Source organism: Seonamhaeicola maritimus (genome assembly GCF_008056315.1).
GTDB classification, from domain to species: Bacteria; Bacteroidota; Bacteroidia; order Flavobacteriales; family Flavobacteriaceae; genus Seonamhaeicola; species Seonamhaeicola maritimus.
Map to the genome: position 1 here is coordinate 25,737 of NZ_VRKQ01000021.1, position 25,402 is coordinate 51,138.

At 34.3% G+C, this 25,402-nt stretch carries 20 protein-coding genes and 1 pseudogene; 13 read left to right on the forward strand and 8 right to left on the reverse strand.

Features of this window, described 5'->3' with window-relative positions:
- Positions 1-7: 7 nt before the first annotated feature.
- The 3 genes from FUA22_RS17410 to FUA22_RS17420 are packed head-to-tail and all read right to left on the reverse strand — an operon-like array spanning position 8 to position 3,847.
- Positions 8-1,345: a GntP family permease gene (locus FUA22_RS17410; RefSeq protein WP_147769882.1), complete on the reverse strand. Its 1,338-nt coding sequence runs from the start codon at positions 1,343-1,345 to the stop codon at positions 8-10.
- Positions 1,346-1,362: 17 nt separating this feature from the next.
- Complete coding sequence (locus FUA22_RS17415; RefSeq protein WP_147769883.1) at positions 1,363-3,078, reverse strand: IlvD/Edd family dehydratase; 1,716 nt, start codon at positions 3,076-3,078, stop codon at positions 1,363-1,365.
- A 1-nt stretch (position 3,079) separates the two neighbouring features.
- Entirely contained in the window at positions 3,080-3,847 is a 768-nt protein-coding gene (locus FUA22_RS17420; RefSeq protein WP_147769884.1) for a 2-keto-4-pentenoate hydratase, read from the reverse strand.
- A gap of 642 nt (positions 3,848-4,489) precedes the next feature.
- Between FUA22_RS17420 and FUA22_RS17425 the strand changes: the two genes are divergently transcribed.
- The 5 genes from FUA22_RS17425 (at position 4,490) to FUA22_RS17445 (ending at position 13,290) form a co-directional block, all read left to right on the forward strand.
- Positions 4,490-7,696, forward strand: a complete 3,207-nt coding sequence (locus FUA22_RS17425) for a SusC/RagA family TonB-linked outer membrane protein (protein WP_206667123.1) — start codon at positions 4,490-4,492, stop codon at positions 7,694-7,696.
- 12 nt (positions 7,697-7,708) lie between these two features.
- Entirely contained in the window at positions 7,709-9,433 is a 1,725-nt protein-coding gene (locus FUA22_RS17430) for a RagB/SusD family nutrient uptake outer membrane protein (RefSeq protein WP_147769885.1), read from the forward strand.
- Between the two features lie 140 nt (positions 9,434-9,573).
- Positions 9,574-10,734 carry a mandelate racemase/muconate lactonizing enzyme family protein gene (locus FUA22_RS17435; RefSeq protein ID WP_147769886.1) on the forward strand — a complete coding sequence of 387 codons (1,161 nt, stop codon included), beginning with the start codon at positions 9,574-9,576 and terminating at the stop codon, positions 10,732-10,734.
- A 23-nt stretch (positions 10,735-10,757) separates the two neighbouring features.
- Positions 10,758-12,539, forward strand: a complete 1,782-nt coding sequence (locus FUA22_RS17440; protein WP_147769887.1) for an arylsulfatase — start codon at positions 10,758-10,760, stop codon at positions 12,537-12,539.
- 340 nt (positions 12,540-12,879) lie between these two features.
- Complete coding sequence (locus FUA22_RS17445; RefSeq protein ID WP_206667124.1) at positions 12,880-13,290, forward strand: nuclear transport factor 2 family protein; 411 nt, start codon at positions 12,880-12,882, stop codon at positions 13,288-13,290.
- Positions 13,291-13,554: 264 nt separating this feature from the next.
- Here the strand turns inward: FUA22_RS17445 and FUA22_RS17450 are convergent.
- Positions 13,555-13,851 (reverse strand): annotated as a pseudogene (locus tag FUA22_RS17450) (glycoside hydrolase family 127 protein); the annotation flags it as partial.
- A gap of 70 nt (positions 13,852-13,921) precedes the next feature.
- Positions 13,922-14,944: a LacI family DNA-binding transcriptional regulator gene (locus FUA22_RS17455; protein WP_147769889.1), complete on the reverse strand. Its 1,023-nt coding sequence runs from the start codon at positions 14,942-14,944 to the stop codon at positions 13,922-13,924.
- A 154-nt stretch (positions 14,945-15,098) separates the two neighbouring features.
- On the opposite strand from FUA22_RS17455, the gene FUA22_RS17460 reads away from it, so the two are divergent.
- Together FUA22_RS17460 and FUA22_RS17465 are read left to right on the forward strand one after the other, a co-directional pair.
- Positions 15,099-16,145 carry a sugar kinase gene (locus FUA22_RS17460; protein WP_147769890.1) on the forward strand — a complete coding sequence of 349 codons (1,047 nt, stop codon included), beginning with the start codon at positions 15,099-15,101 and terminating at the stop codon, positions 16,143-16,145.
- A gap of 12 nt (positions 16,146-16,157) precedes the next feature.
- On the forward strand, positions 16,158-16,826 hold the full coding sequence (locus tag FUA22_RS17465) for a bifunctional 4-hydroxy-2-oxoglutarate aldolase/2-dehydro-3-deoxy-phosphogluconate aldolase (protein WP_147769891.1): 669 nt from the start codon (positions 16,158-16,160) through the stop codon (positions 16,824-16,826).
- Between the two features lie 55 nt (positions 16,827-16,881).
- Here FUA22_RS17465 and FUA22_RS17470 read toward each other — a convergent pair whose 3' ends face one another.
- Positions 16,882-17,967 (reverse strand): sterol desaturase family protein, encoded by a 1,086-nt coding sequence (locus tag FUA22_RS17470; RefSeq protein WP_147769892.1) that lies wholly within the window; start codon positions 17,965-17,967, stop codon positions 16,882-16,884.
- Positions 17,968-18,146: 179 nt separating this feature from the next.
- Between FUA22_RS17470 and FUA22_RS17475 the strand changes: the two genes are divergently transcribed.
- Positions 18,147-18,875, forward strand: a complete 729-nt coding sequence (locus FUA22_RS17475) for an FKBP-type peptidyl-prolyl cis-trans isomerase (RefSeq protein ID WP_147769893.1) — start codon at positions 18,147-18,149, stop codon at positions 18,873-18,875.
- A gap of 123 nt (positions 18,876-18,998) precedes the next feature.
- The gene (gene era / locus FUA22_RS17480; RefSeq protein WP_147769894.1) at positions 18,999-19,883 is read left to right on the forward strand and encodes a GTPase Era; all 885 of its coding nucleotides are present in this window, start codon (positions 18,999-19,001) and stop codon (positions 19,881-19,883) included.
- Positions 19,884-19,892: 9 nt separating this feature from the next.
- On the opposite strand, the gene FUA22_RS17485 is transcribed toward era, so the two are convergent.
- Positions 19,893-20,396 carry a GTP-binding protein gene (locus FUA22_RS17485; RefSeq protein WP_147769895.1) on the reverse strand — a complete coding sequence of 168 codons (504 nt, stop codon included), beginning with the start codon at positions 20,394-20,396 and terminating at the stop codon, positions 19,893-19,895.
- 143 nt (positions 20,397-20,539) lie between these two features.
- Here FUA22_RS17485 and der point away from each other — a divergent pair, with 143 nt between their 5' ends.
- The 4 genes from der to FUA22_RS18630 all read left to right on the forward strand — a co-directional run bounded on the left by der (position 20,540) and on the right by FUA22_RS18630 (position 24,862).
- Positions 20,540-21,844: a ribosome biogenesis GTPase Der gene (der, locus tag FUA22_RS17490; protein WP_147769896.1), complete on the forward strand. Its 1,305-nt coding sequence runs from the start codon at positions 20,540-20,542 to the stop codon at positions 21,842-21,844.
- A gap of 185 nt (positions 21,845-22,029) precedes the next feature.
- Positions 22,030-22,446 (forward strand): carboxypeptidase-like regulatory domain-containing protein, encoded by a 417-nt coding sequence (locus FUA22_RS18620; protein ID WP_241664849.1) that lies wholly within the window; start codon positions 22,030-22,032, stop codon positions 22,444-22,446.
- Positions 22,447-22,854: 408 nt separating this feature from the next.
- Entirely contained in the window at positions 22,855-23,694 is an 840-nt protein-coding gene (locus FUA22_RS18625) for a hypothetical protein (RefSeq protein WP_241664850.1), read from the forward strand.
- Positions 23,648-24,862: an outer membrane beta-barrel protein gene (locus FUA22_RS18630; protein WP_241664851.1), complete on the forward strand. Its 1,215-nt coding sequence runs from the start codon at positions 23,648-23,650 to the stop codon at positions 24,860-24,862. Before FUA22_RS18625 ends, FUA22_RS18630 begins: the two co-directional genes overlap by 47 nt.
- Before the next feature lie 38 nt (positions 24,863-24,900).
- On the opposite strand, the gene FUA22_RS17500 is transcribed toward FUA22_RS18630, so the two are convergent.
- Entirely contained in the window at positions 24,901-25,380 is a 480-nt protein-coding gene (locus FUA22_RS17500; protein ID WP_147769897.1) for a TPM domain-containing protein, read from the reverse strand.
- Positions 25,381-25,402 lie beyond the last annotated feature (22 nt).

A 25,402-nucleotide genomic window follows, 5' to 3' on the forward strand; every position in this document is an offset into this window, starting at 1 on the left:
TTTCTGTTTAACAAATAAATAATGATGCGCCCCAAATTATTAGACCAGAGGTTAGTCCTACAACTAAGGTACCTCTAGTATACAATTTGTATCCTGTTTTTGTATCGAAATTTGACATAGATGTTACCACCCAAAATCCGCTATCATTAGCATGAGATACTACGGCTGCTCCAGCTCCTATAGCTAGAACCACAAATACTTTTTGAATTTCTGTATCAAAACCAAGAGTTCCTAATAAAGGAGCCATAATAGATGCTGTGGTAATTAAAGCTACCGTTGAAGACCCTTGGGCCGTTTTAATTACAGCACATAATAGAAACGGTAGTAATATACCTAAATTTAGACCCGACACTAAGTTGGTAACCGAATCTGCCATTCCGCTATTTTGTAATACGGTTCCAAAAATACCTCCTGCTCCGGTAATCAATAAAATGTTTGAAGCTTCTCCTAATGATTTTCCAATCCATCCTGAACCTGAAAACATTTTAGCATCAATTTTTTTAGGAAGCATAAACGAAAGGAGCATACCTATTAAAAGGGCTATTGTAGGTGTGCCAATGAAACTTATGAAGTATAAAAACCCTTCTGTCATGGCTTCTTTTCCTAATTGAAAATCTAACACCGATTTGATTAGAATTAACACAATTGGTACAAGGATAGGCAAAAAAGACTTGAAACTACTTGGGGCATTTTTTAGTTTTTCCTTTACTTCAGCTTCGGTTACATCTGGATTGGGGTCAATGTAAGTTCGCTTTCCAATATATTTTGAATAAATAATGGCTACAACCAAGGTTGGAATACCCACTAATAATCCTGCTAGCATTACCAAACCTACGTCTGCTTTTAAAATACCAGCTGCCGCAATAGGACCTGGTGTTGGCGGAATTAAAATATGTGATATAAAAAGCCCTAATTTAAGGGCTACAGCTGTTCCTGCCAATGATAATCCTGCACGTTTGGTTAAGCTCTTGTTAAGTGGGCAAAGAATAATGAACCCACTATCTGAAAATACCGGTATTGATACTATAAAACCGGTTAACCCCATAGCCTCATGAACGCGGTTTTTTCCAATAACCCTCAAAATAACTTCAGAAAGTTTATATGCCGCTCCGGATTTCTCAAGGAATGTTCCCATAATAACCCCAAGAATAATAACTAAACCGATTTTCCCAAGTGTTTTCCCGAATCCTCCATTTACCGAATCAACAATGGATTCAAAAGGTAGTCCAGAACAAAGTGCATAGAAAAACGCTGCCGCCAAAAGTGCTAAAAAAGGATGTATATTGAGTTTGGCCGTTAACCAAATGATGATGCCAATACTTAAAAATAGAAGTAAAATTGCCATATTGAAATTAAATGATTTTAATTATCTTTAGAATTACCAACTAAAAAGTCAAGATCCACACCAAGATGCGCCTGTTCTACAGTATTTACATACAAGTTTGGATACCCTCTTTTCGCTTTTGATTCTGGAGCCACCCATTTTTCGCGTCGTCTTTGTAACTCTTCATCACTAATATCTACATTCAATTTACGATTTGGGACATCTAAAATGATAAGGTCCCCATTTTCAACCAATGCCAAGTTACCTCCAACTGCAGATTCGGGCGAAACATGTAACACCACAGTACCGAAGGCGGTTCCACTCATTCTTCCGTCAGAGATTCTCACCATATCTTTAAAACCTTTCTCAAGGACTTTTTTAGGTAAGTCCAAATTGCCTACTTCTGGCATACCCGGGAATCCCACAGGTCCCACATTTTTCAAGACCATCACACTGTTTTCATCAATATCTAAATCGGGATCATCAATTTTATTTCTAAAATCATTCATATTTTCAAAAACAACTGCTTTTCCTGTATGAACTAACAAGGATTCCGTAGCAGCCGATGGCTTTATCACAGCCCCATTTTTACATAAATTTCCTTTCAGAACAGCTATACCAGCCTCTTTTTGTAAAGGTTCAGATGGTTTATAAATAACATCTTCTCTAAAACAAATGGCATTAGCATTGTTTTCACCTAACGTTTTTCCATTCACTGTAATGACATCATTATGAAGATGTTCTTTCATATAATTAAGTACAACTGGTAAACCGCCGGCATCATAAAACTCTTCCATGAGGTATTTACCAGAAGGCATTAAATTCACTAGAAGCGGAATTTTACTCCCTAAATCGTCAAAGTCTTGTAAATTCAATTCAACTCCCATTCTTCCGGCAATGGCCTGTAGATGAACAATGAAATTTGTAGAACCTCCAATAGCAGCATTAATAATAATGGCATTCTCAAAAGCCTTTCTAGTAAGAATATTGGACATTTTAAGGTCCGCCTTGACCATGTCTACTATTTGTCTTCCAGAAAGTTGAGCCATGACTTTTTTTCTAGCGTCTACTGCAGGAATTGCTGCAGCACCAGGAAGCGTAAGACCTAAAGCCTCTGCCATACATGCCATGGAGGAAGCTGTTCCCATTGTGGTACAATGCCCCTCACTTCTAGCAGAACATACTTCAGCATCTTTTAAATCGTCTTCGGTCAACTCTCCACTATTAATTTTCTCTTTTAGTTTCCAGACATAGGTACCGTTGCCAATATTTTTTCCTCTAAATCTTCCATTCAACATAGCGCCCCCAGGCACCACAATGGTCGGAATATCTACACTGGCGGCTCCCATAATGGTAGCTGGTGTGGTTTTATCACATCCTGTTAATAGAACGACACCATCCAATGGATTTGAACCAATGCTCTCTTCTGCATCCATGCTCATCAAATTCCTAAAGAGCATTGCCGTTGGTTTTATAATGGATTCCCCTGTACTCATAATGGGGAATTCCAAGGGATAACCATCAGCCTCAAGCACGCCTCTTTTAACAGATTCTGCTAAATCACGAAGATGTGTATTACATGGAGAAAGCTCAGACCATGTATTACAAATACCAATTACTGGTTTGCCATATGTATCTGCTGGTAGTCCTTGATTTTTTCGCCATGCTTTACGATGTACAAATCCTCCTTTTCCTCCTCCTGAAGGTGCAAACCATTCTTGACTTCTTAGTTTTTTATGTTCTTTATCCTTCATTTTATTTAGCTTGAAAGCTTAAACTTCCTAGATTTCCAAAAGTTGCTTGTACCGTATCACCATCATTTACAGGGATTGCTGATGTTGCCGCCCCAGCCAGAATAACCATTCCCTTTTTAAGCTCTTGCCCATATTTTAGAGCCAATCGAACTGCTTCAACAAGTGATTGAAAAGGATTGTCTAATATTGCCTTAGAATTGCCAATTGCCTTAACTTCTCCATTTGTCCCAATAGTAATTTCAATATTAGACACATCGGTATCAGGGGAATACCATTTACCCAAAACATATCCAGAAGAAGAGCAATTATCGGCAATTACGTCTTCTAAGGAAAACTTAAAGTTTTTATACCTAGAGTCTATAATCTCAATAGCTGGTGCAAGTCCATCAATATATGATTCAACCTCATTAATGGTAATATTACTGGTAATATCCTTTTTTAAAAGAAATGCAATTTCTGGTTCAGCTCTTGGGTGAATAAATTTATTCATTGGTATATCACCTTCATTTTCAAAATGCATGTTATTAGTTAGCCTTCCCCATATCATATCATGAACACCCATTTGTTCCATTTTGGCTTTACTAGTAAATCCCATTTTTAAACCAGTTAAATTTTCACCACGAGCTAATCTTCGTTGAATACTTAAAGCTTGAATTTCATAAGCCTGATTTAATGTTATTTTTGAGGTATTGCTTATTTGAATTACTGGGTTGGCTACCTTAGCTGCATCATCCAGTATAGTCGAAAAGTTTTCTATGATTTGTTCCATAATACAAACAAATCAAATATTAAGAACTAAATACTCTTTAGTTTTACCCTTCTCTCGTCTAATTTTACCACACCTTTTTTATGAGTTACGGAAGTCATTGATTTAATAGATAAACTTGAATTAAGTCTTTTATAATCTGTTACTAAATATAAAAGTAGTAATCATTCATGTTTGTTATTTGTAATAAACATAATTGAAGGACAGAGGATTTTCATGCTCCTTTTAATATCTAACTTAATAACTATTCCATTTAACCATGCCAAAAAGAATATTAACAATACGATTTATATAAAACCTTAATTTAATGTTAACAAAAGGGTAAAATAATATTATTGAAAGGTAAATTTCGCAATTCTTTCATCATGAAATTATCATTTCTTTGCAAAGAACGGGTTTCTTTTGAAGATACAACAAAACTTACAAGCTGTTGATTTACTACTTGTTATATACTTAACTAATAAAAAAAACAATTAATAACTAAACTAAATTTATGACATAAACAAACTTTAAAATGAATTAATCACAAATAAAAAAGGAGAGTATCAAAATACCCTCCTATTAGTAAAATTCATGTTGTCGCATGAATTCAAAAAGAAAAAAACCCATTGTCGTGGGTAATTTTAACTCTAACAAATCAAAAATATGAAAAATCACTTTTATGTAAGGCCACTAATGTCTTATTTAGGGCAACTAATGTCCTTAAAGTTTGATTCAAAATTCAAACTTTCTTTTGTTGTGTTTGCAATATCATTTCTAAACATTAATGCAAGCACATCTTCTGAAAACATAGAGCCTGCATCAGATCAAGTATCAACTCAACAAATCACTGTTTCTGGTACTGTATCTGATATTGATGGCCCCTTACCAGGTGTTAACATCTTGGTTAAAGGAACTTCTCAAGGAACCCAAACGGACTTTGATGGTAACTATAGTCTTTCAGCTGAAAATGGAGCAATCTTGGTATTCTCTTATTTAGGGTATAAAACTCAAGAAGTTGCGGTAGGAAACAACACTACAATTAACGTCACTTTAGAGGCAGACGTTGCTGGACTTGATGAAGTAGTTGTTGTAGGATATGGAACAAGAACTAGAGGCGAACTTACTGGTGCAGTAAGCACACTAAAATCTGAAGAGATTGAAAGAACCTCTAGTGGAAACCTTTCCAAATCTTTAGCTGGTAAAATTCCTGGATTAACAGTAAATGACCGTGGTGGTTATCCTGGTGAAAATAATGTACAGGTATTTGTGAGAGGACGTGCTACATTAGGAAACAATGCTCCTTTATATGTTATTGACGGTGTGCCTTCAAATTCACAGGCATTTTCATTCTTAGCACCTGGAGACATAGCCAACATGTCGGTATTAAAAGATGCTGCTGCTGCCATATATGGTGCAAGAGCTGCAAATGGTGTTATACTTGTAACAACAAAAAGAGGTAAATCTGGAAAGGCAAAAATATCTTTAAGCACTACGCAACAAATACAGCAATTTACGCGTACGCCAAGATTTATGAATTCATTCCAGTATACGACTTACCAAAATGAGGTAGATTCAAGACATGGTAACCCCTTACAATTCACAGATCAAGATATTGAAAACTTTAGAATAGGGAATGACCCAATTCAATATCCTGATACTAATTGGTTTGATTTAACCATGAATGATTGGGCTCACCAACAGCGTCATAGCATTAATGTTTCTGGAGGGTCAGAGAACATTAAATATTTTGTTAATGGTGACATGCTTGACCAAGGTGGACAGTATAAATCTGGAGATTTAAGCTTTGAGCAATATCAATTGCGTACTAACTTAGATATAAAAGTAAATGACAGAATTAAATTGGGTGTTGATTTATATGGATTGAGTGGCAAACGCGTACAACCTGGTGTTAGTAGAGGATTTATTTACAAGCATTTAACAGTTACATTACCTACAGAAGTTGGCCAATATCCAAATGGTTTATACGGAGTTGCAGCAGAAGATGGAGCTAATCCAGCTATTATGTCAAGTTTTGCAGGTGGATTTAACGATGAAAGAAATACTGAGTTTAGAACTCGTTTTAATTTAGACGTAGACTTAGGCTTTATTACTGAAGGGTTAGGATTAAACGCGAATACAACTATTACTAGGAGAACAGGAGATGCCAAGCACCTTACACAACCTTGGACTAATTATGCATATAACCCTACTATAGATGAATATGTACCTCAAGTAGGTTTTGATTTCAACTCTGGAAATACCATTGCAGTACGTGATAGTTTTTGGAAATACAATGAAGAATACATAAATGCACAGCTTAAGTATGATAGAACTTTTGGAGATCATACTTTAAGAGGTTTTGTTGCCGTTGAGCAAACAAAATGGAGAGGTAGAAACTTTAACGCATATAAAAGAGATTTACCTTCTGCCTTATTACCAGATTTATTTGCTGGTGGAGACGAAGGTAGAACAGCTTTTGGTGTTTCCAACCCTGGAAGAGCACGTCAAAATTACTTTGGGTCATTATCTTATAACTACCAAAAGAAATATTTAATTGATTTCACTTTAAGATATGACGGATCTGATATTTTCCCTGAAGGTCAGAAATATGGAACATTCCCAGGGGTACAAGTTGGTTGGGTAATCACCAAAGAGCCTTTTATGGAAGGAACTAGCGGTTGGTTAAATAACTTAAAACTTCGTGCATCTTGGGCACAAATTGGTAATGATCGTGTTGCCCCATTTGCATACCTTGACCAATTTGGTTTAGGTGGTGGATCTGTTCAAAACAGAAATTATTACATTTTTGGTGAATCACCAGGATTGGCAAATTCGTTCTACTTAAACAGTATTGGAAACCCTAACGTTACTTGGGAATCTGCTACCACACAGAATATTGGTTTGTCATTCTCTTTATTTGACAGTAAGCTTAACGGAGACTTTAACTACTACTGGGGAGATAGATCTGACATCCTAACAAGTAGTGCAGCAGATATCCCTTCTCATGCAGGTTTAGATTTAGGTGCATTACCTAATGAAAACATTGGTATTGTTGATAATTGGGGATGGGAATTTGAATTAAACTATGCCGACGAAATTAACGAAGACTTATCTTATAGCATAGGTGGAAATATAGCAAACGCCCAGAATGAAATTGTTTATATGGCAGAAGCTGCTGGAGTTCCTGATTGGAGAAAACAAGAAGGGCACGCTTTAGGTTCTTTCCAATCATACCCAACAGATGGAATTTACCAGACTCAAGCAGAAATCGATGCTGATCCTGCCGCTGGAGCAGGTACATTACCCGGAGACATAAAATATGTAGACACAGATGGAAATGGACAAATTACAGGTAATGATGTAGTTAGAAGGTACACCTCTAACGTACCAGAAATAACATATTCTTTTAACACAGGCTTAAAGTACAAGAATTTTGATTTAAACCTATTGTTTCAAGGGCAAGCTAATGCTAATATTGCTATTTTCTTTGATAATTCAGGAAACAGACCTGCTTATTTATTTGAGCAAAGATGGACTCCAGAAAACCCGAATGGCAGATACCCAAGAGCATATGAAAGAGCAGACACATTTAATGCTAAGTCATCTGCAAACAATGCTATTACAGCAGACACTTGGATTCACGACGCTTCTTTCTTAAGATTAAGAGAGTTACAAATTGGTTATAACATTCCTAAAAGCGCAACTAAATTTGCGGATTTAAGAGTGTTCTTAAGAGGCTCTAATGTATTTACATGGGACAAATTGAAAGGTCTTGATTTAGACCCTGAAATGCCAGGTTACAGAAACTTTGAACAAGGGTTGTACCAACCATTGAAAACATGGAGTTTAGGTGTAAATATTAACTTATAATAAAAAATTAAGATGAAAAAATTTAAAATAATATTAGCAATTGCCGTATTAGGCTTTATTAGTTGCGAGGATGTTTTGGAAAGTGCTCCTGGAGATTCTTATAACGAAGCTGTAATTTACAGTGACATTGCTCTTACTGAAAGTCTAGTTTTCTATAACTATAACGTAACAGAAAACTGGGGAATGAACTTTGTAGATTGGTGGACAAGACGTATAGGAATTGAAAACGCCTCTGATGAGTGTTGGTTCCACTGGCCAACCCGTTCTAGATACACCAATAATTATTCTACCACCACTCCTAGTAATATGGGCTTTTTCCGTAATACTTGGCCGGTATATTATAGATATATTGGTGCAGCAAATAATTTTCTAAGTAAAATTGATGATAGTCCTGTTGCTACTAATAGCCCAGACGAAGTTGCTGTTTTAAAAGGAGAAATGAAATACCTTAGAGCCGTAGCTTATGCCCAAATGATTAATTTTTGGGGAGGCGTACCTTTAGTTACCGAGCCATTTGCTTTTGATGCTGATGACTTTACTGTAGCCAGAGCTTCTTATGAAGACTGTATTGATTTTATTGTAAGCGAATTAGACGAAGCCATTGCATTATTACCAGACGGTACACGTGGTGGTGCTGAATTTGGTAGAGTATCCAAAGGAGCTTGTATGGCCTTAAAATCACGTATGTTATTATATGCCGCAAGTGCACAACATGACCCAAGTGAATCTGGTGCTCCTAGAGGTCCTTTGTACGATTATACAAAACCTTCTAAGTGGCAAGATGCTGCAAACGCAGCAAAAGCATTAATAGATTACGGACACTACTCGTTGGTTCCAGTAACAACTGCTGAAGAATATCATAACATGTTCTTAAGCCCTAATTCAGAGCTTATTTTTGCAAGACCATATAGCCCTGAGTTTCCTAATGTACCAAATGACTTTAATACATTGCCAGACAAAGCGCACTCTCCGGTAGCGAATGGGGGTTGGGGATTAAGTAACCCTACTCACAATTTTGTGCAAGATTTCAAAATGGCCAACGGTATGAGAATTGGCGATGCTGGAAGTGGATACGATGTTAATGATATTTACGCTAATAGAGAAATGCGTTTCTATGCAAACATTAACTTTCAAGGTTCTTCTTTCCACGGGGTAGAGCTAGAGTACTGGTCTCCTTTCGGAAATAACAGTAAAGACCTCTTAGGAAATGATGGAAGACACTTTGCGTTAACCGGTTACAACTTACGCAAATTCTTAGATGAATCTATTACTATTGATGTTACACAGTCTTCTAACAGACCATTTCCTTTGGCAAGGTTACCAGAGATTTACTTAAACTATGCTGAAGCTCAATATATGTTAGGTAATGAAGGCGAGGCTAGAACTTACGTAAGTATGGTAGCAGAACGTGTTGGCTTACCAGCTATCACATCTTCTGGACCTGCATTACTTGAAGATATAAAGTATGAAAGGCAAATGGAACTATTCTTTGAACATCACAGATATTATGATTTAAGAAGATGGATGGATGAAGATAAGATGGGTGAAGATGTTTTAGGAGTTCAATGGGAAAAGAGAAACGCAAGTGGAGATTTAGATATTAATGGAACGCTTACTATGATTCCTGAAAATGTTTTAGAAGAAAGAACATTTAATAAAGAAGATTATTACCTACCAATTCCTTTTGATGAGGTAGAGAAAGCTGGTCTTATCCAAAACGATGGGTATACCAATTAACAAATATTTGAACTTATTAATTTTTTATTATAAAAATTAAGTTTAGTCAAATTGTTTAGTAGTTTAGTTTGGAAAACCGAGGCCTCAAAGACCTCGGTTTTTTTCTTTACCTTGAACATTTACTTTTTAAAAAATGTAAAATGAAAATATCCGATATTAAAGTTTTCCCGGTTAACATTGCAGGTAGAAGCCAATTAAATGTAAAAATTGAAACGGACATTGGTATCTATGGATGGGGAGCATCTGGAATTACAGGAAGGGAATTGGCGGTTATAGGAGTTATTGATCACTATCGCCCTTTATTGATAGGAAAAGACCCTAAACAAATCGGAGCAATTTGGCAAAATTTGTATCGCGGACAATACTTTGAAGGAGGTCGTGTACTAACAGCTGCTATTTCAGCAATTGATATTGCGCTTTATGACATTAAAGGAAAAGATTTAGGGATTCCAGTTTATGAACTTTTGGGTGGCAAACAAAGAGACTATATTGAGTGTTTTGCATCATTAAGATTTAGTAGTAAAGAAGAACTAATTGCTAGTGCAAAAACCCTAATTAAAGAAGGATGGAATATGCTAAGATTGGCGCCAGCCGAATACGAAGAAAGTAAATATGCTTCCGAATTTGAGCCTCGAAATTCTATTGCGGTTATTGCAGAATGGGTTACCGCTTTACGTAAGGAAGTGGGAACAAAAGTAACTATTGGTATTGATTACCATCATAGGTTATCTGTACCGGAAACCGTATCGTTCATTCAACGCATGCCTTTAGGAACTCTCGATTTCATAGAAGAACCTATTAGAGATGAATCACCAGAGGTATATCAGGAATTACGCAAAATGGTCAATGTGCCGTTTGCTATTGGTGAAGAGTTTGCAAGTAAATGGCAATTTTTACCTTATATAGAAAAGAATATTACCCAATTTGCTCGAATTGATGTTTGCAATGTGGGAGGAATTACAGAGGCAATGAAAGTTGCACATATGGCCGAAGCCCATTATATAGATTTATTACCTCATAACCCCATTGGACCAATTTGTACTGCGGCAACTATTCATTTAGCGGCAGCCTGTCCAAATTTCACATGGCTAGAAGAAATGAATACCCCGGTAGATAATCCAGGGTTAGACGATGCCAATTATTACACTGTACAACCGCAGCTTAAAGGGAATAGATATAAAGTTCAAAACGAGCCAGGTCTAGGAATAGAATTCAATGAAGAACTCGCCTTGGCCACTAAATTCGAAATGGTAGAAACTCCGAGATTAAAACGACGAGATGGTTCCTTTACTAATTGGTAGTTTAAAATTATAATTATAAAAAAATGAAACATTTCCTCATATCAATAACAATTCTATTTTTTAGTTCTTTAGGTTACGCTCAAATTCAGAGTAAACCCAATATTATCATTATGATGACTGATGATCAAGGTTATGGCGATATAGGTGCTCACGGTAATCCTTATTTAAAAACTCCGCAAATTGAATCAATAGGCACTCAAGGTTTAGAAATGACCCATTTCTTCTCTTATCCTAATTGTTCTGCATCAAGAGCATCTCTTTTAACTGGTCGATATCCTTATAGAACAGGAGTAACGGCAGTAACTCAGGTAGATCATTTTATGAATACTTCAGAGGTAACAATTGCTGAAATATTGAGTGATAATGGTTATAGAACGGGTATATTTGGAAAATGGCATTTAGGTGATAACACCCCAATGCGGCCAATTGATCAGGGTTTTCAAGAAACTTTAGTGCACAGAGGAGGAGGTATAGGACAGGCAGCTGGACCTGCGGGAAACACTTATTTTAATCCCATTTTAGAACATAATGGAACTTCAAAAAAATATGAAGGTTATTGCGATGACATATTTACCGAAGCGACGTTAGATTTTATAAGTTTAAAAAGTGATAAACCCTTTTTTGCTTACTTAGCTACCAATCTACCTCATTTCCCTTTACAAGTGCCAAATTCAAGAGCAGAACCTTATAGACAGATTGGATTACATGAGGACAATGCTTTAACCTATGGCATGATAGATAACATTGACTATAATGTTGGTAGAGTACTTAATAAGTTAAAAGAATTAGGCATTGAAAATAATACCATTGTTGTTTTCCTTTCAGATAATGGTCCAAGGCACAGAAGGACAAAAAATGATTCTTATCCTGGGCGTTGGGTAGCTAACTTAAGAGGCACTAAAACAAGTGTCTATGATGCCGGTATTCGCGTTCCATTCTATGTGCAATGGCCAGGTAAGATTGACCCAAAAAAACAAACATCTCAAATGGGTGCTATTATAGACTTAATGCCAACATTGCTAGATGCGATTAATGTAGATAAACCAAAGGGAATACATATTGATGGAAAATCACTACTCCCCCTTTGGATAAAAGGAGATTCTGACAATATTGAAAATAGAGATTTCTTTGTACAAATGCATTACGGGCCAACCCCATTTAAATATATGCATTTTGCTGTAAGAACGTCCAAATACAAACTAGTGAGTCCGCATGATTTTCCACATGGCATAGTTCACCAACCAACAGATTTCACTTTAAATCATGTTTTGAAAAACCTTGAACTCTACAACGTAGAAAATGATCCAAGTGAACGTATTAATATTGCTAAAGAAAATCCAGAAATAGTTGAAGCTATGTTAGAGCGGTATGAAATTTGGTTCGACGAAGTTTCCGAAGAACGTGATTCTAAAGGAATTCAAAGAATTCATTTAGGAACCAAAAAACAACCTAAAGTTAATTTATCACGTTTTGATTGGGGAGGCCCGCGAGTTATATCACGCTTCGATTATGGCGGTCCCAGGGTAGTAGAGGATAATCAATTAGGATTTTGGCGTGTTAAAACAGAAGCTGGGAGTTATAAAATAACCATTCATTTGCCTGAGATAAATACTGACGCAATCACTCATGTTAGATATAATGATTTACATTTAAAAGCCCCAGTTAAAAAAAGTCAAAACCAAGTTGTTTTTGAAAATGTTATACTTCCAAAAGGCAAGGGTAATTTTCATGTATTCATAAGAAATAAAAGACTTCCTATAGGACCACTTTTTGTCGATGTTAAGCGTGTACTTTTAATAAATTAGGTAGGTCATTCATCAAAAAATATTATTAATTTTACTGTCTTTAATAGATGAATTTGGTGTTTAATCTTTAAATTGCAATAGTATTTTTTTAAATTAATCAGAAACCTAAAACTGCATATGTTTTTGCATACGATTTTATAAAATTATAGGCTGTGAGCCCAGTAAATGTGTTGGTGATTTTGTCATCAGAGAGCTCATAACCCGAAGGTCACTGGTTCGAGTCCAGTTCCCGCTACAACTGAAAGCTTCACAGAAATGTGAGGCTTTTTTTATTAAGTATTTATTTCTGTATCTTTAAAATGTAACTAAATAAAGATTAGAATTATGAAATCATTTGAAAATGCGACAACATTCTTCCATAATTGTGAATCTGGAAAAAGGATGGGATTCTTGTAAGGATTATATGATAGAAGATGCTTCGTTTGAAGCCCAAGGTGAAGCTTTTACTGGTGTTGATAAAGTAAAAGTTTATGTAGATGCAATGGCAGGATTAGCAAATGCAACTATGTCTGGAAGTAGTTATAAAATACATTCCTCTGCCTTTGATGAGGTAAATAATACTGCACTATTTTTTGCAACCTTCACAGGAACACATTCTGGCGATGGTGGGCCGATTCCGCCAACAAATAAAACAACGAATACACATTATGTTTATTCTATAAAAATGAATGAAGAAGGAATGGTTGAAAACATGACAAAAATATGGAATTCATCATGGGCCTTTCGAGAACTTGGTTGGATGAAAATATAGTTTCTTATTTTTTAATAAATTTTTTTATTGCTATAAAATAATTCAAAAATTCATTTAGGTTCAATATTTTGAGGCTTCCCGTACCAAAGTATAAAGTCAAGTAAGCAAGCGGTTTAGGTTTTTCTAAACCGTTTTTATTTATCCTTTCTTAATTATTTACAACTTATTCTTATAGTTGTTATAAAACTGATCTAGGTTTCTCTTGTCAATAATTCTAGAAAAGTATTTCATTACTTAAATTCTAAAAGAAAGAAAAACCGTGTATTACTCCCAAATTATTGGAAACCAAACCGACATTTCTGCTTGTGCTCTATTACTCCATGAGTAATATGGTGCCAATTGAGCTTTATATGATTCAAAAACAGGTTTTTCTACTTTACTATACATGCTTTTCTCATTACTATTTTTTCTTAGTAACACCTCTGTATCTATAGTAGTTACCCCTTTTAAAAAGCCTGGTTTAAATTCTGGTTTTATTGTGGCATTACTTTTTAAATAAGCATCAACAATTTTAATGTCTTTTGGAAGATCTGGAGACTCCAAACAATAAACTATTGGGCCTCTTTTTGTTGATGTTGAACGTAGCGATTTCTAAGAATATTTCTTTGGAAAGCAATGAATGTCAAATTAATTATTTACCCGAAGAATCCCTCACAATCAGTTCAGCATCTAATATTTTCTTATTAAGTGATTGGGTAATTACATCTTTTTTAGCGTGCTCTAAAAACGTAAGTGCCGCTAGTCTTCCTATTTCTGCGCTATGCTGATTAATACTAGAAATTGTTGGAGTCACCATGGCTGTAAAGGGTTCATCTCCAAAACCAACGAGAGCTATATCTTCTGGGATTTTGATATTGTTTTCGTTTAAAACTTGAAGTGCCCCCAATGCAGCATAGTCACCAGCAACATAAACAGCATCAGGTCTTTTGTTTAGATTTAATAATTGTAGCATTTTGTTTCTGCCATCTTTGATTGTTAAACTACTTTCAATAAGTAGTTCATCATCCAATGGTAAATTATGCTTTTTAATAGCATCGGTATACCCTTTTATTCTATTATTATAAATTCTGGTTCGTTTAAATCCTCCAATATGGGCAATTCGTTTGCAACCTTGGTTAACTAAATGCTCAATTATCATATGGCTGCTATCGTAATCGTTAATTCCTATATAGTCAACGTTCAAATCATTTTCACCTCGGTCAAATAGTATTAAAGGAATGCCTTTTGACTTTACCTTTTCATAATAATCTAAATCTACAGTTTCATTGGCCATGGAAGCAATAATACCATCTACCTGTGTAAATAGTAAAGTGTCTATATTATCACATTCCTTTTTATACGATTCGTTTGATTGAGTAATAATAATGTTGTAGCCTTCTTTGTTTAAAACCTCTTCAATATTTTGAATGACAGAAGAAAAGAAGTTACTATTAGTTCTTGGTACAATGACACCAACCAGGTTACTTTTTCCTAATCTCAAAGCACTGGCTAAATGATTTGGTTGATAATTTAAATTTTTAGCAACCTGTCTTACTGCTTTTTTGGTCTTTTCACTAATTCGGGAATCATTATGAAGTGCCTTAGATACCGCTGCTGGTGAGATATTCAATACGTTTGCAATATCTTTTATGGTGGCTTTTTTTTTGTTTCCCAATTTTGTTATATATTTGCTTAATCGTTTAAGCAAATATATTGCTTTAATAGAAATAATCAAAACCCCTTAGTCTATTTAATGAGTTTTGATTTATTTTTAAAAATATGCTTAAACGTTTAAGCAAACTAATTTATATTAAAATAAGAATTAAAAAATGGGTAAAGTAGTCACGTTTGGAGAAATCATGTTAAGATTGGCTCCACAAGGATTTTTAAGATTTTCTCAATCAAATAGCTTTGATGTTATTTATGGTGGAGGTGAGTCTAATGTAGCAGTTTCATTAGCAAATTATGGTGTTGATGTTGATTTTGTAACACGTCTTCCAAAGAATGATATTGGTGAATGTGCTATGATGGAAATGCGTAAAAGAGGTGTTGGTGTTGATAAAATTGTTTGGGGTGGAGATCGTTTAGGTATTTACTTTTTAGAAACTGGAGCGGTTTCAAGAGGAAGTAAAGTGGTTTATGATAGAGCACATTCTGCAATGTCTGAAATTGAGTCTGGAATGATTGATTGGGATGCTGTTTTTGATGGTGTTGAATGGTTTCATTGGACAGGTATTACACCTGCTATATCTCAAGGGTCTGCTGATGTTTGTTTAGAAGCTGTAAAAGCGGCAAGCGCTAAAGGAATTACAATTTCTACGGACTTGAATTATAGAGCTAAACTTTGGAAATATTGTGATGCTGCACATAGAGAAGCTGTAATGACTGAGTTAACTTCTTATTGTGATATTGTTTTAGGAAATGAAGAAGATGCTGAGATGCATTTTGGAATTAAGCCAGAAGGAATCACAGTGCAAACTCAAGGTCATGATGTTAAAGCAGAAGCTTTCTTATCTGTTTGTGAACAAATGATGGAGAAATTCCCAAGAGCTAAAAAGGTAATTACTACATTAAGAGGTTCTATTTCTGCTTCTCACAATACTTGGGCAGGTGTATTATATGATGGTAAAACATTATTCGAAACGCGTCAGTACCAAATCACGGATATCGTTGATAGAGTAGGTGGAGGAGATTCATTTATGGGTGGATTAATTTATGGATTATTAAAGTATCCTGAAGATGATCAAAATGCATTAGATTTTGCTGTTGCTGCATCTTGTTTAAAACACACTATTAAGGGTGATGCTAACTTAGTAACTGTTGCTGAGGTTGAAAAATTAATGGGCGGAGACGCTTCTGGACGTGTAGCAAGATAAAATATTTAAAAGATGGCACAGTTTTCAAGATTAGAAGTTGCACAAGCAATGAAAGAAACAGGGATGATTCCTTTGTTCTTTAGTAACGATTTAGAATTAAGTAAGAAAGTATTAAAAGCGTGTTACGATGGTGGTGCGCGTTTAATGGAGTTTACAGCTCGTGGTGATTTTGCACACGAAGTTTTTGGTGAATTAACTAAATATGCTGTTGCTGAATTACCTGGTATGATTATGGGTGTTGGTTCAGTTACAGATGCAGGACAAGCGTCTTTGTATATGTCTTTAGGTGCTAACTTTGTAGTAACACCTGTTTTAAGAGAAGATATTGCAATTGCTTGTAACCGTAAAAAAGTACTTTGGTCACCTGGATGTGGTACATTAACAGAAATTACTAGAGCTGAGGAATTAGGGTGTGAAATAGTAAAACTATTCCCTGGTGATATTTACGGGCCTCAGTTTGTAAAAGGAATTAAAGGTCCTCAACCATGGACAAGCATAATGCCAACTGGTGGAGTTTCTCCAACAGAGGAAAACCTTAAAGGGTGGTTTGATGCTGGTGTTACGTGTGTAGGAATGGGATCAAAATTAATATCAAAAGATATTATTGCAAATAAAGATTATGCAAAGTTAGAGCAGGATGTAAAAGCTGCTTTAGCAATCGTTAAATCAGTAAGAAAATAGGAAAACGTTTCTTGAAGATTAGAGCCGCAATGTATTGCGGCTCTTTTTTTTATCATTACTTATCTGCATTTACTTTTCTAGCTTCAATTGCTTCGGCTTCACGTTTTATTTTCCGGTAGTTAAAAGGCGCTAACATAAGCCCTAAAAATGTTTGTGGATAATTTGGCATGCCACCAACGCCTATATCATCACTTGGAGTTTTTCCTTTAGGAAGATAAAAGGTTCCAAATAAAATATCCCAAAAGATGACATCACCACCATAATTAGAATTTCCCTCTTCAACTTTCTTTGAATGATGATATCTGTGGTTTTTTGGCGATGAAAAAATATAATCAAAAGGGCCTAAAATTAAATCCATATTGGTGTGCTGAAACCGCCCTATTGTTCTTCCTAAAATACCTGTTACAAAAACAATTTCTACAGGCGCTTGAATGAATGCCAATGGAATTCCCCATAATATACTCGCTATAAGGCCTTCTAAAGGGTGAGAGCGTGTACCATTAAACCAATATAATCTAGTAGAAGAATGATGGACTGCATGCCAGCTCCACATGAATTCAGATTCATGCATCCATCTGTGATACCAATATCTAAAGAAATCTTTAGCAGATAATAAGATGAAAACTTGTAAAACAGGATACAAACCAGAAGGCCAAATATTTTGACCAATAGTTGGTGATATTTCCTGCACAACTAATGTTATGGTTGCCAATTTTATAGGAGCGTTAATATAGTCTCCCCAAAATTTCCCCCCAAAAAACAGCATAACATCGGTTGGCATTTCTTTATCATCTAGCCACTTTTTGCTAAAAGGAATTAAATGTTCTAAAGGCGCAAAAATGGCACCGAAAATTAAAAACATCACAATGGTTCCAAAAAATGTCCTTATAGTATAACCACCTTCTATAAGTTCAAACCCAATATAAATACATAGGGTTAAAAATAATGGGTAGATTATTACTTGAAGAATTCTTTTAAATAATGTGCCTTCAATTTTTTCTGCTAAAGGATCAATTAAAGAAAGCACCCATCTAAAAGGCCCCAAAATATATTTATAACCTATTTTTTCTATTATTAAAAAAGGAGTTTCAATATAACTGTAAACCTTTTTCCAGAAAGAAGAGCTTTGTTGATGAGACATTTATTTTAATATTAGTTAGTTAACTGTGCTTCAATTTAATAAATATTATATGTTTAAGGCAAATAAGCTGTTCAAATACAAGTAATTGCTGTTCTTTTTATAAATGTGATACTTCTGTTTTTATGCTGGATTAATTTTGTTATTTTCGCAACGCATTAAAAAACAATAAACAAATAGAAATGAGAATAGGAAAAATTTTAAGCGTATTTGCAGTAGCGTTATTAGTAGTGTCATGTAATAAAAATGGAGCTCAAAATAAGTCTTTAAAGACGGCTACAGATTCATTGAGTTATGCAATAGGAATGGATGTTGCCAGAAATGTAGGTTCTACTTTTCAAGAAGAATTTGACCACGATCTTTTTTATCAAGGTTATAGAAATGTAGTTGATTCTTCTGATGTTAAAATAGACCAAACTTTAGTACAAGGAATCATCCAATCTTACATGCAGAAAAAGCAGCAAGAAGCGATGGCTAAACAACAAGAGGAGGCCGCTAAAAAAGCTGAAGAGCAATTTGGAGAGCATAAAGCAGCTGGAGAAAAACTTATAGCAGAAAATATTGCCAAAGAAGGTGTTCAAACTACAGAAAGTGGTTTACAGTATATTGTATTGGAAGAAGCTGAAGGTGATAAACCAACTGCTGCCGATAGAGTAAAAGTACATTATCATGGTACTTTATTTGACGGAACTGTTTTTGATAGTTCTGTTGATAGAGGAGAGCCTACTACTTTTGGTGTTGGTCAAGTTATTAAAGGATGGACAGAAGGTTTGCAATTAATGTCTGTTGGTTCTAAATATAAATTCTTTATACCACAAGAATTGGCTTATGGTGCTCAACAAAGAGGACAACACATTAAACCTTTTACTCCTTTAGTTTTTGAGGTAGAATTAATAGAAATAGTTAAGTAGTAAATACTTAATTGAAAATATATTAAAGCAGGAAGTTATCTTCCTGCTTTTTTTGTTTTAAAAATTAATAGTACAATAAATCAGGTAAGGTTGTAACTTTGCGTCAAAATAAATAGGCAATATATGGCTCATAAGGCAGGTTTTGTAAATATTATAGGTAATCCTAATGTGGGTAAATCAACTTTAATGAATGCTTTTGTTGGTGAGAAATTATCAATAATTACGTCAAAAGCACAAACTACCAGACATAGAATTTTAGGTATTGTAAATGGCGATGATTTTCAGGTGTTGTTTAGTGATACTCCAGGAATTATCAAGCCAGCGTATGAGTTACAAGAATCAATGATGGGTTTCGTTAAGTCTGCTTTTGAAGATGCCGATATATTAGTTTATATGGTTGAAATTGGAGAACAGGCTTTAAAGGATGAAGCCTTCTTTAAAAAAATAACCAATTCTAAAATTCCCGTTTTATTACTATTGAATAAAATTGACAACTCAGACCAAGAGCAATTAGAAAATCAAATGCAAATTTGGGCTGAAAAAGTACCCAATGCAGAGATTTATCCTATTTCTGCTTTAGAAGGATTTCAAGTTAAAGAAGTATTTAATAGGATTATAGATTTGCTTCCAGAATCACCACCATTTTACCCTAAAGATCAGTTAACAGACAAACCAGAGCGTTTTTTTATAAATGAAAGTATTAGAGAAAAAATTCTACTTCATTATAAAAAGGAAATACCTTATGCTGTAGAGGTAGAAACTGAGGAGTTCTTTGAAGAAGAAAAGATTATTAGAATCCGTTCTGTTATTATGGTAGAACGTGATACTCAGAAAGGTATCATTATTGGTCATAAAGGTAGTGCTCTAAAACGTGTTGGGGTTGAAGCTAGAAAAGATTTAGAAAAATTCTTTGGGAAACAAATTCATTTAGAACTTTATGTAAAAGTGAATAAGAATTGGCGAAGTAATCAAAACCAATTAAAACGTTTTGGTTATAATAATAACTGATTTAGAAAACTATGACTTTTCTTTTGCAATTATTTGATTCATAAAGTCATTAAGCCTGTGCATTTCACCTTTACTAGATGCTTTTCCAATACTTCCGGCAAAGTAAAGAGCAACCCAAATAATAATCATTAAAATCATTATACTAATCTGTAGCGCAAAATCATTTTCCAATTTCCAGTTAGAGTAAGCCCAAGCTCCAAAGGCAATAAACAAACAAGCCACTATAAAGTGGAAAAACATAAACATAGTCCATACCGTGGGGTTGGGGCCAAATAACCCATGTAACATACTTGTTTTATCATCTATTTCGTCAATTTCTAAATGTAATTGAGGGGTCCAAAACTGCTGTTCTTTTTTAGGGAATTTTATAAAAACATGATTATCTAATCTGGTAACAATAAATTCAGACTGTTCCTTTTTAGAATCTTCAAAAGCTTTTAAAACCACTTCGTTGTGCTCATTAAGTTCTTTTTTAAATCTTGGGCGTAAAACAATGTCGTTAGTAGTTGGCATTTAGTTGATGTTTTAGAGTCATGAAAGTACTATTTTTTATTTAAAATACTGTATACACGAATAGTTACTAAAAAGAAGTACTTATGGCAGGATATTTTCTATTTTTGCAAAATGTTTCAAATATAGTAGAAACCATTTAAGATATGAGTAATATAGTAGCTATTGTAGGTAGGCCAAATGTTGGGAAATCAACGTTTTTCAATCGCCTTATACAACGTCGTGAGGCCATTGTTGACGCTGTTAGCGGTGTTACAAGAGATAGACATTACGGGAAAAGTGACTGGAATGGAAGAGAATTTTCTTTGATAGATACTGGTGGATATGTAATTGGAAGTGATGATATTTTTGAAGCTGAAATTGATAAACAAGTAGAATTAGCTATTGATGAAGCTGATGCCATAATTTTTATGGTTGATGTAGAAACCGGCGTAACCGGAATGGATGAAGACGTTGCTAAATTATTACGAAAAGTAAACAAACCTGTTTTTTTAGCGATTAATAAAGTTGATAATGCCAAACGTGCAGAGGATGCCGTTGAGTTTTATTCCTTAGGATTAGGAGATTATTATACCATTGCCAGTATTAATGGAAGTGGAACGGGTGATTTGTTAGATGCTCTTATTGAAGCTTTACCTGAAAAAGAAGAGGTTATTGAAGAAGATTTACCTCGGTTTGCCGTGGTTGGTAGACCTAATGCAGGTAAATCATCATTTATTAATGCGCTAATAGGAGAAGATCGATACATAGTAACTGATATTGCTGGTACAACACGTGATTCTATAGATACCAAGTATAACCGTTTTGGTTTTGAATTTAATTTGGTTGATACTGCTGGTATCCGTAGAAAGTCTAAGGTGAAAGAAGACTTAGAATTTTATTCCGTAATGCGTAGTATTAGAGCTATAGAACACGCCGATGTTTGTCTATTGGTTTTAGATGCTAACAGAGGTTTTGATGGACAGGTGCAAAACATTTTTTGGCTGGCAGAACGTAACCGCAAAGGCATTGTAGTTTTGGTTAACAAATGGGATTTGGTAGAGAAAGACCACAAGTCGGTAAAAGAATACGAAAAAGCAATTAAAAAACAAATGGAGCCTTTTACAGATGTTCCAGTTATTTTTATCTCTGCATTAACCAAGCAACGTATATATAAAGCTATAGAAACAGCCGTTGATGTTTATAAAAATCGTTCTAAACGTATTAAAACTAGCGAGCTTAATGATGTTTTCTTACCTCTAATAGAACATTACCCACCACCAGCATACAAAGGCAAATTTGTAAAGATTAAATACATTATGCAATTGCCTACGCCTCAGCCTCAGTTTGCTTTCTTCTGTAACTTGCCACAATATGTTAAAGACCCTTATAAACGTTTTCTTGAGAATAAATTAAGAGAGAACTTCGGGTTTTCAGGGGTTCCTGTAAGCGTTTATATGCGTAAGAAATAACATTTCTTTAATAATAGTTTATCTTTTTTTAAGAAAATTCATACTAAACTAGTTTTACCTTCGTTATAGGTTTTCTTGATTGTAGTAATTTACGGTATAAATTTTGTGGTAAATACGTCAATTTAGAATAAACTGTCATCAATCAATTAACGAACCATCAATCAATCAATCAATCAATCAAAACCATGAGGAATTTCTGTTTGTGTTTATCACTTTTTTGTGTGCTGTTTTCTTTTTCCCAAGCATCATCTTATCAAATTAGTACAGGTAGGTCTATAAATTCAGCCACTACTAAAGCGGGGGTTAAACCGTTTGAAATTTCGGGAACACTGGTATCAGAAGAGGGTAAACTCCCATTAGAATCTGCCACAGTTTATTTGCAACGTGTAAAAGATAGCTCGTTAATAACGTATACTATTTCAAATCAAAAAGGGCAGTTTACGTTAGAGAATAAAACCAATGATAGTGAAGCTAATTTTTTTGTTTCCTATATAGGTTATCAAACCTATAAAAAACTAATTAAAATAGATAATTCTATAATAGATCTAGGAACTATTCTTCTTAAGGAAAGTACAAATACTTTAGATGAAGTTGTTGTATAGTCTCAGGCTCCTATTACCATAAAAAAAGACACGCTTGAATTCAATGTAAAATCTTTTAAAACCAAGAAAGATGCAAATATTGAAGATTTATTAAAAGAACTCCCTGGTGTTGAGGTTGATGCCAATGGGCAAATTAAAGTAAATGGTAAAGTTGTAAATAAAATTCTTGTAAATGGCAAGCCTTTTTTTGGTAACGATCCCACTATTGCAACAAGAAATTTAAGTAAGGATATCATTGAAAAAATTCAAGTTTCTGACACAAAAACTGACACGGAAGCATTTGTAGGAGAAGAAGGTAGCGGTGAGAATAAAACAATAAACCTAACCATTAAAAAGGAAAACAATAAAGGTGTTTTTGGACGTTTAGCCGGAGGAGGCGGAACAGATAAACGGTATCAATTTGCTGGCATGTATAATCAATTTAATGATGATTTACGAGTAAGCGTTCTAGCCGGTAGTAATAATTTGAATGAACCTAGTTTTAGTTATGGTGAAATTGACAAAATGTTTGGGGGAAGAGCAACATGGGATACCAGAAGTCAAGTGTTTAATTACGGTCTTAGAGGTGTTATAACGTCTAGAAATTATGGTGTGAACTACGCAGATGATTGGGGAGATGCTGTGGGTGCTTCGGCAAGTTACTTTGTATCTAATACTGATAATACTAACCAAACAATTTCAGAGCGCGAAAATATTTTGCCAGACAGCAGGTTTTTTACAAATTCCAACTCCAGTTCAAACCAAAGTGCTGAACAACACGGTGTAGACTCAAATTTTAAGATTAAGATAGACTCTACGCTTTTAATAACATTACGGCCTCAATTAAGAAAAATCAGTCGTTTCAATAGTTCGAATAGTTCGGAAAATTCATTTAATGAAATTAATGAACTTATCAATTCTTCAGCAAATAATTCTTTTACTGAGAGCGATGAAAAAGAGTTTCAGAATAATACAAATATTGCTAAACGTTTAGGTAAGAATGGTTCTTTTTTAAAGTTTGATATTTTCAATAGAACTATACAGACAGATGACGAAAATTTGTTAGCCAATGAAGTGAATATTTTTGGCAATAATCCAGAAACCATTAATCTAAATCAGCGACGTGAAACAGATAACAGAAATAACACCTTTATTTTGGCGGCTTCCTATAGACTACCGTTAAAAGCAAAAGAATTATTTTTAGACATTAACTATGCTTACCGTGACAATACAATACAATACAATACAAAACAAAAGAACAACCTTTGATTTTAATGAAACAACTCAGCAGTATGAACCAACTACAAATACAGCATTTAATTCAGATTTTGAGTACGCCAATATTACCAGTACACCCACGGTAGCTTTAGAGTATAAAAAGAAAAAGTTTTCTACTTCAATAAAAACAGATTTTATATCGAGAACTTTAGAAAACAAAGATGCGCTAAGGCCTGAGTTTGATTTAAAGCGAAAATTTAATGCAGCAGCTATTAGATATCGAATTAATTATAATAACCCTAAAACAAGAGTAGGTTTAAGTTACAATCTATATAATAATGCGTCGTCTTTAAGGCAATTGCAAACTTTTGTAGACGTTACAGATCCTTTAAACATAGTTATTGGTAACCCGGAATTGAGACCAACTGATAATCATAATTTCAATTTGCATTTCAGTAAAAATAATTTTCAAAAAGGCGTAAGTTTCCATATGTACACTTATGCTAGTTTTAGAAATAACGCAGTGGTTTCTAAAACTAGTGTAAATGAAGATTTAGTAAGAGAAACTACTTTTGAAAATGTAAATGGAAATTATGACCTACACGTTAATGCTGGCTTCAATAGAAAAATAAAAATTGACAGTTTAAGAACTGTAAATGCAAGTATTGGGTTATCACATTCTACTACTAGATTTGTGAATTTCACAAACGATGTTCAGTACGCAACACTTACAAAAAATATTGGTCCTAGTTTAGGGTTAAGGTTTATGTGGAAAGATGTTATGGAGTTAAATTCTCATTATAATTTGGCATTTTCAGATAACACCTTTGATACCGATTTTTTCAATAATCAAAAAATTACAATGCATAGGGTTAACTTAAATTCGAGAAATAATTTTGGTAAACATTTTGAGTGGAGTAATAATATTAATTATAATTACAACCCTAATATTGCAGATGGATTTCAAAAAAGTGTATGGTTTTGGAATGCCACTTTAGCATATAGTTTCATGAAAGATAAAGCTGCCTTAACATTAAAGGCATATGATATTCTCAATCAGAATAATAATGCCAGACGTATAGTAAACCAAAACTTTATAGAAGATAGACAAAGTACAGTGTTACAGCGGTATTTTATGTTAAGTTTTAGTTGGAAGTTTAATACATTAGGCAAAGCTGGAGAAGTTAGAGGAGGCAGAGGTTATAGGGTGGTGTATTAATGTTTTAACAATTTATTTATCAGTTACAATTAACTCTTTTATTTCCAGTCATTAATAATAGAATCAAGAGCTTTATCAATGCCTTTGTAATATAGCCCATTTTTGAATTCAGAAACAATGATTATATCAATGATTTGTTTACAGTAATCATCGGTTAAAATCTTCTCGGTACCATTCCCTGTTGCAATACCTATTTGTCTGTCATATTTTGAAATGAGAATTAAAAGACCGTTGTCTTTTTCTTTTTTGCCAATCTCAAGTTCTGCGCCAATTTTAGTAGCGTATTGAAGAGCGGTAAAGTTTTTTGGTAAAGAATCTAAAGTGAAAATGCATATTTCATTAGTAGATGTAGCTTCATAATCAATTATTTTATTAGTTAAATGTGAAACCTCCTCTTTGGAAAAAAATGAAGCATTATCCTGAACAACGCTTTGACTGAGTTCTAAATGGTTTTGGGAATTAGTTTTACAAGAAAGTATTATTGTTAGGAATGAAATAAAAAGTAAACACTTCTTCATAATTATTAAAAGTAAATAAGAT